Origin of the sequence: Erwinia sp. ErVv1 (assembly GCF_900068895.1) — a bacterium.
Taxonomy (GTDB): domain Bacteria; phylum Pseudomonadota; class Gammaproteobacteria; order Enterobacterales; family Enterobacteriaceae; genus Erwinia.
Genome location: NZ_CDPK01000012.1, coordinates 13,788 through 26,595 on the forward strand (window position 1 = coordinate 13,788; position 12,808 = coordinate 26,595).

The window sequence follows — 12,808 nt, forward strand, 5'->3', positions numbered from 1 at the left end:
GGCAATTTTCAAACTGTAGAGTCAGACTGGCACTTATCTTACCGCGAAGCGCTAATTCCCGCAGTAAGTTGTTGCATATCGCTTATTTACGCAGCGCCAGGCGTAGCAGATCCGACAGCCTTTCCAGCTGTCCGGCCAGCTCAAGACTCAGCCAGACGTAACCGTGGATCGGCGTTTCTACTCCCTCACTGCTGTTAGATGCCTTAATCAGCTGACGCAGCTCGCGGCCAATCTCCGCCAGTTCGGCATTGTTGGCGGCAATTTTATCTGTGCTGCCCGCAACAATCGCCGTCGACAGTGCGCGCAGCGTATTTTCGGTCATCTGCTGGGTGCGACGCAGCGTCGGGGCATTAAGCATGATCAAATGACTCTCGCGTGAGGCCCACCATGCGTTCAGCTGCAGCTCCAGCGTGCAGACCATATTGCGATTTAGCGTCTGTATGCCTTCGAAAACCGAGCGCGGCGTACGGGTTTCCTTACTGGCCGGCTCGATCAGCGCACGCATTTTTACCACCCCGGTCAGTAGCCGCTGAAGAGGACGCGTCAGCCGCGGCTTCTCCACCAGATTGGGGGAGACACCGGCATGGTAAATTTTCGCCGTCTCAAGCCAGACGTCCGACATCCTGATTCGCCAGTGGGTATAGGCCTTTTGTGGATAGATGCTGGTGAACAGCAGCGCAAGGATCGACCCCAGAATCACATCGCCGCCCCGCCACAGGGCCGTGGTCATATCGCCCGGCGGCGCACCGCAGATCACCGCCAGGGTAATGCCAATCAGCAGCGCCATGTAAGGATGTTTCCCCAGGGTGAGAAAGCCGCACAGAAACATCACCACCGTGCACCAGCCCAGCATGACCGGCAGCGAAATCAGCTCAAGCTTCAGCGCTATCAGCCCGGACACCGAACCAAAAATCGTTCCGCCTATACGTTGCACCGCCCGGGGAAAGACATTTCCCCATGAGGAGATCGGCCCCATCACCACCACCAGGGTGATCAGCGGCCAGCTCCCCTCGGGGATATGCGTCAGGCGCACTAACAGAAATGTCAGCACAAAGGCCAGCGCCACACGGATGCCGTGAACGGTTCGATAGTTGCGGTAAAGGGTGAATTCAAAGGCCGATAGCGGCTTGTCGGGACGCACTCTGTTCTCCTGGTGGCAGGTCATCGACGTGGATGATACCCGATCGAAAACTCTACGTACCAGACTCCCGTCTTATTTTCTTTCGCAACCGGCTGGCGACATCGGCTAAAAAGCGTACTCGATCCCGCTCCGCCGGGGTTTCAGGCACTCTTCCTCAGCAGCTCAAGCAGGGTCTGCATCTGGGAATCAATGTTGATAATGTCCTTTTTTACGATCAGATGGAGTGGCGTCGCTCGGCGAATACCGCTCTGCAACGGCAAAATTTTCATCGTACCCGCATTCAGATGCTGCATGATGCGCTCCTCCGGTAGCCAGCCATAGCCAACCTGATGCATAACGGCCTCAATGGCTGCCTCGATGGTGGAAAAGGTCCAGGATTCGCTACTGCTGCTTTCATCCTGCACCGGCGGCTGCTCTCTTTCCGCAATGCGTATCAGAGGGTATTGCCTCAGGGTTTCCTCAGTAAGCCTCTCCGCCTGATGATGCAGCGGGTGATCGCGATGCGCCACGGCAACGAAATCGATGTTCATCAGCCATTCACCGCGCCCGGTCATATCCTGGCGGCGCGTCATGACCATCACATCCGCTTCGGCACCGCTGCCGGTCCAGGTTTCCAGTACTTCCGTAAGGTTGATCTGCGTATGTGGATGCAGGTGCTGGAACTGCCGCAGCGCGGAAAACAGCCTGCTGCGCGGGAAAATACTGTCCACCACCAGCTCCAGTCGGGTGCGGATGCCGTCGCGCAATGAGGCGGCGTGAGATTCTACATAATCAAAGGCTTTAAGCAGCGGCCGCACCTGGGCCAGCAACAGCGCGCCAGCAGGCGTAAGCACCGTTCTGCGCCCCTGCGGCTCCAGCAGCGTCACGCCTAATCTTTCCTGTAGCAACGCCAGGTTGTAGCTAACGGAAGACTGACTTCTGTTGGTCACCTCGGCAGCCCGGGCAAAACTACCCTGTCTCACCACTTCGTTGAGCAGGCTCCACTGTTCGAGCGTCGACTTATGCATTATTCATCTAAATTATGAATGAGTTTCATCCAAAATTAGCATTATTCATTAATAAAATGAAGAGATAGACTGATTCTACGCCAACAGGAGGAATAATGATGAGCACATTCGATAAACATAATCTTGACGGTATTGTCGGTAAACACCTGGTTTATACCTACGATAACGGCTGGAACTACGAGCTGTACGTTAAAAATAAAGAGACTATCGATTACCGCATCCACAGCGGTCTGGTGGGAAATCGCTGGGTGAAAGACCAGCATGTATATGTGGTGCGCGTCGGAACCCAGATCTACAAAATTTCCTGGACCGAACCTACCGGTACTGACGTCAGCCTGATCGTCAATCTGAGCGATAAGCTGTTCCACGGCACCATCTTTTTCCCGCGCTGGGTCATGAATAATCCTGAAAAAACCGTTTGTTTCCAGAATGATCATCTGGCAGAGATGCAGCGTTATCGGGATACCGGTCCGGCTTATCCTACTGAGGTGATTGACGAGTTTGCCACCATTACCTTTGTTCGCGACTGCGGCGTGGATAATGACAGCGTAATTGCCTGCGCGGCGAGCGAATTACCCGCTGATTTCCCTGAGAACCTGGAAAACTAATGGGCATTCGAAGTGAATAACTGATGGAAACACCGGGGCGTCAATCCTGTATTCCGCAGTTATCCTTCTGACTGAGCCAATCACTGCGTCCGCCGGGAGTCATCATGCATCCGTCCCTTGAGTTATTTATTACGCTGACTATCCGCGTGGATCGCCCCATCGTTATTTTCAACGATCCGGGTAAGGTAAAAAGACAGCTTATTCCCATATCAGGCGGTGAGATGACGGGAAGGCTGAGGGGAAGGATCCTGCCCGGCGGCATGGACAGCCAGATAATTGACCGTGAAGGGGTTTGCCGCCTCTCTGCCCGCTATGGTGTGGAAACGGAGGATGGCAAACGCTTTTTTATCGAAAACAACGGTATACGCCGGGTGCCTGCAAGGTATCTGCCGCAGCTATTTACTGATGATATGGCTTTTTTCTCAACTATCCCGCCCGACGAGATCTATTTTTTCACCACCCCGACCTTTGAGGTCGCTGATGACGCGCTCTCATTTTTGCAGAAAGAGATATTCATTGGCCGGGGGGCGCGTGGTGACGACGGGCTGGTAATGCCGTTTTATCAGCTTCGCTAAAACTAAGCGGCTAACGGCAGCCCGGCCAGCTTCGCTAAGCTATGCAGCTAATAGCTGACCTGTCCGCTCCGCTAGAAACAGGTAGCTAAAAGCAGCCCGGCCAGCTTCGCTCATCTACGCAGCTGAGGGGCTACCCTGGACCGAGGCTGAGGTTACAGCTTCTGCTTAATGTAGTCTTCAATACGCGTCAGCACGCCCGCTTCATTTACCGCCTGCAGGGTGACCAGCGGATAAGAGGCCAGCTGCTTGTCGCCGTCCACCAGCTGAATGGTGCCGACCTGCTCGTTGAGCCTGAGCGGCGCTTTAAGGTCCTTACGCTCAATCACGTACTTCGCCTTAATCTTTTTCACTTCGTCCCGTGGCAGCGCCAGATAGACGTCTTTATCACTGCCGACGCTGACCTGGTGAGGATTGCCATACCAGACGTTTTCATGGCCAATTTCTTTACCCGCATGGAACAGCTGGACGGTATCAAAATTGTTCTGGCCCCAGACCAGCAGCTTGCGCGCCTGCTCTTCCCTGCCCTTCGAACTTTTCCCGCCCATAATAACCGCAATCAGGCGGCGCTGGCCGTCCACGCTGGAGGCGATAATATTGAAGCCTGCGCTCTCCGTATGGCCGGTTTTCAGACCATCCACGTGCAGGGTTTTATCCCATAATAAACCGTTACGATTTTGCTGAGTAATGCCGTTCCAGCTGAGGGATTTTTCACCGTACATCTGATAAAAATCGGGCTCACCGTAGATGATGGCGCGCGAAAGCTTCGCCAGATCGCCCGCCGTCGTGTACTGACCGGGAGCATCGAGTCCGTGCACGGTTTCAAAATGGGTATTGGTCAGCCCCAGTTTCTGGACGTACTGGTTCATCTGCGTCACAAACGCCGCCTGACTGCCCGCGACGTAATCCGCCAGCGCAACGCAGGCATCGTTGCCGGAGTCAATGATTACGCCCCGACTCAGGTCGCGTACGGACACTTTTTCCCCCGGCTTAAGAAACATCAGCGATGATCCTTTAAACACCGGATTCCCCGCCGCCCAGGCGTCATTGCCGACGGTAACCATGTCGTCACGGGTAATTCGCTTGCTGTCGATAGCGCGATCGACCACATAACCGGTCATCAGTTTTGTCAGGCTGGCGGGGTTGCGGCGCTCATCGGCGTTACCTGCGGTCAGCACCTGACCGGTGGTCGCATCCATCAGAACCCACGAGGCGGCATCAATTGCCGGAGCCGTCATCGGAAAGGCTAACGGATTTTCATCGGCCTGCGCCAGGGAGGCAAAAGCCAGGACCATACTTAAACTTGCAAGCTGACGCTTCTTCACCGGTAAACCCTCAATAATGTGCTGTAGAAAAAAAACAGCCCGTTGTACGGGATCCGGCGCGCCAGTGTGTTAATAAATTGCAAGAAAATATTAATTTTCAGCCGATTAGCCTGCCCTGGCCGTTGGGGCGGTTTTCAGTCTTCAGGACCAGAGGAAAAATCAGTACCAGGGATAATCTGATAAGTTTCACTTTAGGAACAGTTGACCTTGTTTCTCCGTGTCGCTCCTTTACCGTTCACTGACGAAAAACTTACAATTGAGGGATAGGTATGTCTGCAACACGGGGTTGGTCTACGGAACTGGAGGGGCTGCGTGGCATTGCCTCACTCTGGGTACTGGTTGGACATATCAGCCTGCTGATTCACTGTCATATTACGCTGATATCATCGCCCGGCATTGGCGTCGACCTCTTTATCCTGCTTTCCGGTTACCTGATGGCGAAAAACTACGTCGAGCGTCAGCAAAAAGAACCCTGGCAAAGCGCCACGACCATTAAGAAATTCTGGATCCGCCGCTTCTTCCGCATCGCGCCGCTTTACTATTTACTGCTGATCGTGGCGCTAATATATGGTCCGTGGTTTGGCGAAATGCGCGATACCATCGCCCAGTTTTATTCCGCTACCGCCACCGAATCCTCCCGATATTCTGACCAGTCACTGGCCAATATTCTGACGCATTTCAGCTTTCTGTTTGGTCTGCTACCTGCTTATGGCTTTAATACGGTGCTGCCGGACTGGAGCATCGGGCTTGAGATGCAGTTCTACGCGCTGTTCCCGTTTATTATGCTGGTGGTGCTGCGTTTCGGGTATGCCGCCTCGCTGATAGGCATTATGGTGCTGTGCTGCGTGGGCCGCTATCTGCTGGCCGACTATTATGAAGCCTTCGTGATGCCGTCAATGATTCTGATTAAGCTGAATATGTTCCTGTCTGGAATGCTGCTGGCTGAAGCGGTACGCCGTAAGGCCCTGCTCTATGTGGCTTTTGCCCTGCTGGGTCCGGTTGCCAGCGTGGTGATTGGTCTGCAGGCCATTAAGCTACAGGTAATAATGGAAGTGCTGATGATCGTGGGCATGGCCGCGATTCTGTGGCAGTACGCCCCTGACGGCCTGATGGCCCGTCTTATCGCCCTGCCCCGCAGGCTGCTGAATAACCGCCTGAGTACCTGGCTGGGGGATGTTTCATTTTCCGTTTATCTGCTGCATCTGCTGATTGTCATTCCTGCTATCGCCCTGATGCTGTCTCATACCAGCCTGGGAAATAAAAGTGACATCGTGCGTTTCGCAACAATCTGCGCGATATGCATTCCCATTACCTACGCGCTGGCCTCGCTGCTATATAAGTTTGTAGAGAAGCCAGGCATTCTGCTGGGTAAGAAGGTGCTGGCACCGCGTCCGGTTGAACAGGTCGGTTAGGCATTTTCGACTTCTCCAGCACGCAATGTGTTGGAGAAATCCATTAACCTGGCATTCCATGAGGGCCCCATTGGAAAGTTTGGCATGATTATAAGAACAGTAATAAAACTGATAACTATTGAAATTATCAGGTTGTGGGATATCGATAACAAATAATCCCTTAACGGCAAAGCATTTCTTTCATTAGTAAAGAGATGCAGAGGGAAAAAGATATTTATAAACGCTGGAACAAAAATCATGATCCCGATCTGCTTATGACTGAATGTTACTTTCCTTTTCCAAAACCACATTATTATAGCCATAACTGAAAATGTTATTGGCGTCACGGGAGCTCCTTTTAATAAAGCCTTTCTTGATTTAAAAATCTAAAACAAACTCATCGCGTGCGCAACAAGCCATCATCTTTTTTGTGAGCGTTATTATGATAATAAAAAAATGGATAAATCACTAATTTATAGTGATATTACCAGACAGTCAGATTGGCTTACAGGTCCATTACAATACGAGGATTTTAATTTCTGCGTTATACATACGTAGAGTCGCCACTATTAAGGCTAAACAAACAACTTTTATGCAATACCCATACTATTTTGTTACATTACATAATACAGCATCGACATGGCTCTCCTCAATCTCGCATCTCGCCACCCGCTTTTCGTAAATTAACTACCAGTATAATGACCCTGATGTTAAGTAAAATCGAGTATTAGAAATGATACAGCCTGAAATGTCGGGCTGGCGGATAAGAGCTTAAACTCTCGCCCAGTGCAATTTTCACATTCCTGATTCACTTGTGTGCCCTGCCGCGCTGATTTTGTTAAATCTCTGCACTCCAGCCCCATTGCAACAGCAGAGGGAAGCAGCTGTGCCTTTCCCGGCACAGTGTGAGCATTGTTGTCTTACAAAGTGGGTTTCGGTACAAGGTTGTATAGATTCTTCTCCTGTTGAGCTGTTATCTGGTACGGCGAACTTTATAACTTCACGCTGAACTATGTTTAATCCAGCCTTGTCGTGGTCAACTCAAACAGACTCCTGGGCCGTCTGAATCAGTTATTTCAGGTGTACCGGAATATGGTTTACCATATGGGTAGCGAAGCGTGGTGTCACAGATGGCTGAGGTGAAAATGCCGCCGAAAATCAGCGGGATATTTATTAATTTCAGTAAATTCATGCACCTAATTTAGTAACCGAAGGCGACTCTACACAGTGAAAGACAAACCAGTACAGCCAACATTCCTGTTTCACGACTATGAAACCTTCGGCAAAAGCCCGTCGCTGGACCGCCCAGCACAGTTTGCCGGCATCCGTACCGATATGGACTTCAACATTATTGGTGAACCTGAAGTGTTCTACTGTCAGCCAGCGGATGATTACCTGCCCCAGCCGGAGGCGGTGATGATCACCGGTATTACCCCGCAGCTGGCACAGGCGAAGGGCATCAGCGAGGCGGCGTTTACCCGGCGCATCCACGCGCTTTTTAGCGAGCCGGGTACCTGCGTGGTGGGCTACAACAACGTACGCTTTGATGATGAAGTGACCCGCAATCTGCTGTATCGCAACTTTTATGATCCCTATGGCTGGAGCTGGCAGAATGGTAACAGCCGCTGGGACCTGCTGGACGTGATGCGCGCCTGCTACGCCTTACGGCCTGAAGGCATTGTCTGGCCAGAGAATGACGATGGCTTTCCCAGCTTCCGACTGGAGCATCTGACCAAAGCCAACGGCGTGGCTCATGAGAACGCTCACGACGCGATGTCGGACGTTTACGCCACCATCGCGATGGCTAAGCGGGTAAAGGAGGCGCAGCCGCGTCTTTATGACTTCCTGTTCAGCCACCGCAATAAGCAAAAAATCATGACGCTGATTGATATTCCACAGATGAAGCCGCTGGTGCATATCTCGGGAATGTTTGGCGCGTTTCGCGGCAATACCAGCTGGATAGCCCCGCTTGCCTGGCATCCGGTGAATAAGAACGCGCTGATCGCCTGCGATCTGGCCGGCGATATCAGCCCGCTGCTGGAGCTGGATGCCGATGCGCTGCGCGAGCGGCTTTATACCCGCCGCGATGAGCTGGGCGAAGCCTCACCGGTCCCGGTTAAGCTGGTGCATATCAATAAGTGCCCGGTGGTAGCCCCCGCCAGTACGCTGCGCCCTGAAGATGCAGAGCGCCTGGGCGTCGACCGCCAGCGCTGCCTGGATAATCTGGCCCTGCTACGTCAGCATCCGGAGATCCGGGAAAAGGTGGTGGCGCTGTTTGCCGAGGCTGAGCCATTTAAACCCTCTGATGACGTCGATGCCCAGCTCTATGACGGCTTTTTCAGCGACGCCGACCGCTCGGCGATGAATATTATCCGCGATACGGCACCTGAAAATCTCCCGGCACTGGACCTGACCTTTAACGACGCGCGCATCGATAAACTGCTGTTCCGCTACCGCGCACGCAACTTCCCCGGCACGCTGGATGAGGCCGAGCAGAAGCGCTGGCTGGAGCATCGCCGTAGCGCGCTGGATCCTGAGCGGGTGCAGAGCTACGTGCAGGAGCTTGAGATGCTCTATAACCAGTACGAGGGAGATAAAGCGAAGATGGATCAGCTTAAGGCGCTGTTTGACTATGCGCGCGAGCTGGTCTCCTGAGGCTGGATAGTCGGAGCCTGTCTAACGCTGCGGCCAGGTCGATGAACGGTGGATTAAAAATACAAAAAGGGCGCCGGAGCGCCCTTTAGTCTTTAGCCGGAACGGCTTACATCGGTTCTTCGGTCCACTGCGGTACCGGGTTACGGAAGCGACGGGTCACAAAGGCCAGATAAATCAGGCCAATGGTGCCCCAAATCAGCCCCAGCACCATCGAACTCTCTTCCAGGTTAATCCACAGCGCGCCCACCGTCAGCGCGCCGCACAGCGGCAGCAGCAGAAAGTTAATATTGTCTTTCAGCGTCTTGTTACGCCCTTCACGGATCCAGAACTGGGAAATTACCGACAGGTTAACAAAGGAAAAGGCCACCAGCGCACCAAAGTTGATCAGCGCCGTCGCGGTCACTAAATCAAAGGTGATGGCTGAAAGCGCAATGACGCCCACCAGCAGTACGTTCAGCGCAGGCGTCCGCCATTTCGGATGGACGTAACCAAAGAAACTTTTCGGGAAAACGCCATCGCGGCCCATCACATACATCAGACGGGATACGCCCGCATGCGCTGCCATACCCGACGCCAGGACGGTGATGCACGAGAAGATCAGAATGCCAAACTGGAAGGCTTTGCCCGCCACGTAAAGCATGATTTCCGGCTGCGAGGCATCAGGATCTTTAAAGCGTGAGATATCCGGGAAGTAGAGCTGCAGGAAATAGGAGACCACAATAAAGATCACCCCACCAATCAGCGCGGTCAGGAAGATCGCCTTCGGGATAACCCGTTCCGCATCCTTCGTCTCCTCAGAAAGTGAGCTGATGCCGTCGAAACCAAGGAACGAGAAACAGAGGATCGTCGCACCGGTGATCATCGGCACCACATGCGCATTCTCCGTCCAGAATGGTCGGCTGCTGACCAGCGTACCGCTTCCTTCGCCGTGAGCCACGCCGTAGATCACCATCGCCATGATGACCGCCATCACCGCCACCTGGAGCACCACGATCACGCTGTTAAAGTTGGCCACGGTCTTAATGCCTTTCAGGTTAGAAAGGGTCATAAAGCCGACCAGCATCACCACGAAAATCCACGACGGAATACCCGGCACCAGCGCTTCAAAATAGATTTTCGCCAGCAGGATATTGATCATCGGCATAAACAGGTAGTCCAGCAGCGATGACCAGCCGACCATAAAGCCGACGTGCGGGCTGATGGCTTTCTGCGCATAGGTATAAGCGGAGCCCGCAGAGGGGAAGCGGCGTACCAGCTTACCATAGCTCAGCGCAGTAAAGAGGATCGCCACCAGCGCAAAGGCATACGCCGTTGCAACATGACCGTCGGTCAGACCGGAGACAATGCCAAAGGTATCAAACAGGGTCATCGGCTGCATATAGGCAAGGCCCATCATGACGACCGGTAACAGAGTAAGAGTTTTTTTCAGGCCAGGGCGCGACGGGGTCGCACGATTTTGGGTATCAAGCGACATGATTCAGCCTCCCCATAGCATCAACCTGTCTGGGTTGAACCACGGGGAAACTTCGCGTTGTGCGAGCGTACTTATCAAGAGGGGTAACGGTGTGGCAGGCGGGGGTGGAGAGATAACCTGCAGCGGCGCCGTAGTCATCACGCAGGCGATAGCCGGCGCGGACCGGAGTAATGAAGTGTTGCCCCATCTTTTAATTCCTCAACATGACACGTTTTTGCGTGTACCAGACTGTATCTATCCGGTTCTGGACCGGCCTCTTAAATGCGATTAGGTTTACCTGCAAACTGACCGACGTGAGCGCCGCCGTGAGTAAATGTCAATTTCCAGGGCGCGTATTCTGCCCTGGTCACAGGGTATAAGACAAGCGGTTAAGGCGTGGGGGTAGAATTTCTTTTTTCTTTCTGAGAAAAGTGAGTATTAAATAAGAAAGTTGAGTATTTAATAAGAGAATAAGTGCGCCAGTTCATTTCGCCAGCGCCCTGTCGTACTGATATTTCACCCTCGATTCAGAGAAGCGGCATTTTCACCGGATCGGGCCAGGCATAATCAAACCCCAGCTCGTGGCAAATCTTACTGCCGTCGATGATTTTCCCCGCATCGCTGTCGGTCTCCGGCAGGAAGGTTGGCGGCGTCAGGCCAAGCTGGCGCGCCACCAGCGGGTAAAATTCGCTGCGGGCAGGATGCGCGGGCGCACTCAGGTTGTAGATGTGCCCGCCCTTCGGCGTCTGCAGCAGCAGGGTAATGGCTTCGATAACGTCATCCAGATGCACCAGATTAACGCCGTGCTGCCCGTCGGCCAGATTGGTTTTACCCGCCAGAAAGCGGCCCGGATGGCGGTCTGGTCCCACCAGCCCGGAAAGCCGCAGAATATCAACCGAGGTGCCGGGCAGCTGATGCAGCCAGTCTTCCAGCTCCCTCAGCGTTTTGCCCGCATCCGTCACTGGCATAAGCGGGCTGCTCTCCTTCTTCACTCCGGCGCTGCCGCCGTAAACCGACGTTGAGCTGGTGAAGATAATCCTGGGAACAGCATAGGCCAGCGCGGTATCAACGATCTGCTGCACCGCGAGCAGATAGCCCTCTCCCCCTGCGGCGGTTCGGCTGGCGGGCAGCGTAATCACCAGCGCATCAACCTTCATTAACGCATCGAGATCGTCAGCATCACACAGCAGATCGGGCGTCAGCTGCAACAGGTAGCTGTCGATGCCGCACATGCGGGCCGCATCAACGCCGTCCTGCGTTGTTTTACTGCCGGTGACCTGCCAGCCGCGCGCGGTTAATGCCAATCCCAGCGGCATACCTAACCAACCTAAACCGACTATCGCTACTCTCTTCATCCTGTGACTCCAGAAGTCATCCATATCATTCCTTAAAATTACGCCAGCCCGCGCCCGCTGACAATATTCAGTTGGTGAGCAAATCTTTTCGCCGTTGACAAAAAAGGGTTGCGCGAGGCGTTTATCCTGGTTAGGTTAATGGACACGAAATGAATATACATTCATCCAGGATAATTTATGACACGCGTTCAGTTTACTCACCATCATCACCATCACCCTGACTAGTCTTTCAGGCGATGTGTGCTGGAAGACGTTTAGGATCTTCCAGTGGTGCAGAACGCAAGAGAAGCCCCCGGAAGATCCTCTCCCGGGGGCTTTTTTTATGGGCGTCATCCGGGTAAGAAGAGATGAACTGGCGATAACCGCAGGTAGCAGCAGACAGGATATGAGGATAATTACCGATGTTAGATAACACCCGTTTACGCATAGCTATGCAGAAATCTGGCCGTTTAAGCGATGATTCACGCGAACTGCTTTCCCGCTGCGGCATTAAAATTAACCTTCAGCAGCAGCGGCTGATCGCCTTCGCCGAGAACATGCCCATAGATATCCTGCGCGTACGTGATGACGATATTCCCGGCCTGGTGATGGACGGCGTGGTTGACCTGGGGATCATCGGTGAAAACGTGCTGGAAGAGGAGCTGCTGACCCGCCGTGCGCAGGGTGAAGATCCCCGCTATTTTACCCTGCGTCGCCTTGATTTCGGTGGCTGCCGCCTGTCGCTGGCGATGCCGGTTGACGATGAGTACAGTGGCCCGCAGTGTTTACAAAACTCCCGAATCGCCACCTCCTATCCGCACCTGCTGAAAAAATACCTTGATAAACAGAACGTGGCCTTCAAATCCTGCCTGCTGAATGGCTCTGTAGAAGTGGCCCCGCGCGCCGGACTGGCCGATGCGATCTGCGACCTGGTCTCTACCGGCGCGACGCTGGAGGCCAACGGCCTGCGTGAGGTCGAGGTGATTTACCGCTCCAAAGCCTGCCTGATCCAGCGCGATGGCGAGATGCCCGCCGCGAAGCAGGCGCTAATCGACAAGCTGATGACCCGTATTCAGGGGGTGATTCAGGCGCGTGAATCTAAATACATCATGCTGCATGCGCCGAGCGAGCGCCTGGATGACATTATTTCCCTGCTGCCGGGCGCAGAGCGCCCTACCGTGCTGCCGCTGGCGGGCGATAAGAGCCGCGTGGCCATGCACATGGTCAGCAGCGAAACCCTGTTCTGGGAAACCATGGAAAAACTAAAAGCGCTGGGTGCCAGTTCTATCCTCGTGCTTCCTATTGAGAAGATGATGGAGTAA

11 protein-coding genes, 1 pseudogene and 1 other annotated feature are annotated in these 12,808 nt (G+C 53.7%); of the genes and pseudogenes, 6 read left to right on the top strand and 6 right to left on the bottom strand.

Annotated features, from left to right (window positions below):
- Positions 1–82: 82 nt before the first annotated feature.
- The gene (locus tag A1830_RS15755; protein ID WP_067708323.1) at positions 83–1,141 is read right to left on the bottom strand and encodes an FUSC family protein; all 1,059 of its coding nucleotides are present in this window, start codon (positions 1,139–1,141) and stop codon (positions 83–85) included.
- Between the two features lie 140 nt (positions 1,142–1,281).
- Positions 1,282–2,148 (bottom strand): LysR family transcriptional regulator, encoded by an 867-nt coding sequence (locus A1830_RS15760; RefSeq protein ID WP_067708326.1) that lies wholly within the window; start codon positions 2,146–2,148, stop codon positions 1,282–1,284.
- Between the two features lie 95 nt (positions 2,149–2,243).
- Here A1830_RS15760 and A1830_RS15765 point away from each other — a divergent pair, with 95 nt between their 5' ends.
- Both A1830_RS15765 and A1830_RS15770 read left to right on the top strand, forming a co-directional pair.
- Positions 2,244–2,756 (top strand): phenolic acid decarboxylase, encoded by a 513-nt coding sequence (locus tag A1830_RS15765; RefSeq protein ID WP_067708330.1) that lies wholly within the window; start codon positions 2,244–2,246, stop codon positions 2,754–2,756.
- A gap of 104 nt (positions 2,757–2,860) precedes the next feature.
- Positions 2,861–3,331 carry a DUF3237 domain-containing protein gene (locus A1830_RS15770; RefSeq protein WP_067708333.1) on the top strand — a complete coding sequence of 157 codons (471 nt, stop codon included), beginning with the start codon at positions 2,861–2,863 and terminating at the stop codon, positions 3,329–3,331.
- Positions 3,332–3,483: 152 nt separating this feature from the next.
- On the opposite strand, the gene dacD is transcribed toward A1830_RS15770, so the two are convergent.
- Positions 3,484–4,653, bottom strand: a complete 1,170-nt coding sequence (gene dacD / locus A1830_RS15775) for a serine-type D-Ala-D-Ala carboxypeptidase DacD (RefSeq protein ID WP_073981034.1) — start codon at positions 4,651–4,653, stop codon at positions 3,484–3,486.
- Positions 4,654–4,922: 269 nt separating this feature from the next.
- Between dacD and A1830_RS15780 the strand changes: the two genes are divergently transcribed.
- Complete coding sequence (locus A1830_RS15780) at positions 4,923–6,065, top strand: acyltransferase family protein (RefSeq protein ID WP_067708340.1); 1,143 nt, start codon at positions 4,923–4,925, stop codon at positions 6,063–6,065.
- Positions 6,066–7,092: 1,027 nt separating this feature from the next.
- Here the strand turns inward: A1830_RS15780 and A1830_RS24040 are convergent.
- Positions 7,093–7,236 (bottom strand): annotated as a pseudogene (locus A1830_RS24040) (hypothetical protein); the annotation flags it as partial.
- Between the two features lie 35 nt (positions 7,237–7,271).
- On the opposite strand from A1830_RS24040, the gene sbcB reads away from it, so the two are divergent.
- Complete coding sequence (gene sbcB / locus A1830_RS15790) at positions 7,272–8,699, top strand: exodeoxyribonuclease I (protein ID WP_067708348.1); 1,428 nt, start codon at positions 7,272–7,274, stop codon at positions 8,697–8,699.
- A 106-nt stretch (positions 8,700–8,805) separates the two neighbouring features.
- Here the strand turns inward: sbcB and A1830_RS15795 are convergent, their stop codons facing one another.
- Entirely contained in the window at positions 8,806–10,173 is a 1,368-nt protein-coding gene (locus A1830_RS15795; RefSeq protein WP_067708353.1) for an APC family permease, read from the bottom strand.
- Positions 10,174–10,679: 506 nt separating this feature from the next.
- Complete coding sequence (locus A1830_RS15800) at positions 10,680–11,507, bottom strand: SDR family oxidoreductase (protein WP_067708356.1); 828 nt, start codon at positions 11,505–11,507, stop codon at positions 10,680–10,682.
- Between the two features lie 177 nt (positions 11,508–11,684).
- On the opposite strand from A1830_RS15800, the gene hisL reads away from it, so the two are divergent.
- Together hisL and hisG are read left to right on the top strand one after the other, a co-directional pair.
- Complete coding sequence (gene hisL / locus A1830_RS22740) at positions 11,685–11,732, top strand: his operon leader peptide (protein WP_156485023.1); 48 nt, start codon at positions 11,685–11,687, stop codon at positions 11,730–11,732.
- Positions 11,708–11,829 (top strand) — a sequence feature (His leader region). It overlaps the preceding gene by 25 nt.
- 79 nt (positions 11,830–11,908) lie before the next feature.
- Complete coding sequence (gene hisG / locus A1830_RS15805) at positions 11,909–12,808, top strand: ATP phosphoribosyltransferase (protein ID WP_067708359.1); 900 nt, start codon at positions 11,909–11,911, stop codon at positions 12,806–12,808.

Excerpts from the sequence above, each read along its gene's own strand:
- A1830_RS15760 (WP_067708326.1), bottom strand. The coding sequence starts at position 2,148 with ATGCATAAGTCGACGCTCGAACAGTGGAGCCTGCTCAACGAAGTGGTG.
- hisG (WP_067708359.1), top strand. The coding sequence starts at position 11,909 with ATGTTAGATAACACCCGTTTACGCATAGCTATGCAGAAATCTGGCCGT.
- A1830_RS15800 (WP_067708356.1), bottom strand. The coding sequence starts at position 11,507 with ATGAAGAGAGTAGCGATAGTCGGTTTAGGTTGGTTAGGTATGCCGCTG.
- A1830_RS15770 (WP_067708333.1), top strand. The coding sequence starts at position 2,861 with ATGCATCCGTCCCTTGAGTTATTTATTACGCTGACTATCCGCGTGGAT.
- A1830_RS15765 (WP_067708330.1), top strand. The coding sequence starts at position 2,244 with ATGATGAGCACATTCGATAAACATAATCTTGACGGTATTGTCGGTAAA.
- A1830_RS15795 (WP_067708353.1), bottom strand. The coding sequence starts at position 10,173 with ATGTCGCTTGATACCCAAAATCGTGCGACCCCGTCGCGCCCTGGCCTG.
- A1830_RS15780 (WP_067708340.1), top strand. The coding sequence starts at position 4,923 with ATGTCTGCAACACGGGGTTGGTCTACGGAACTGGAGGGGCTGCGTGGC.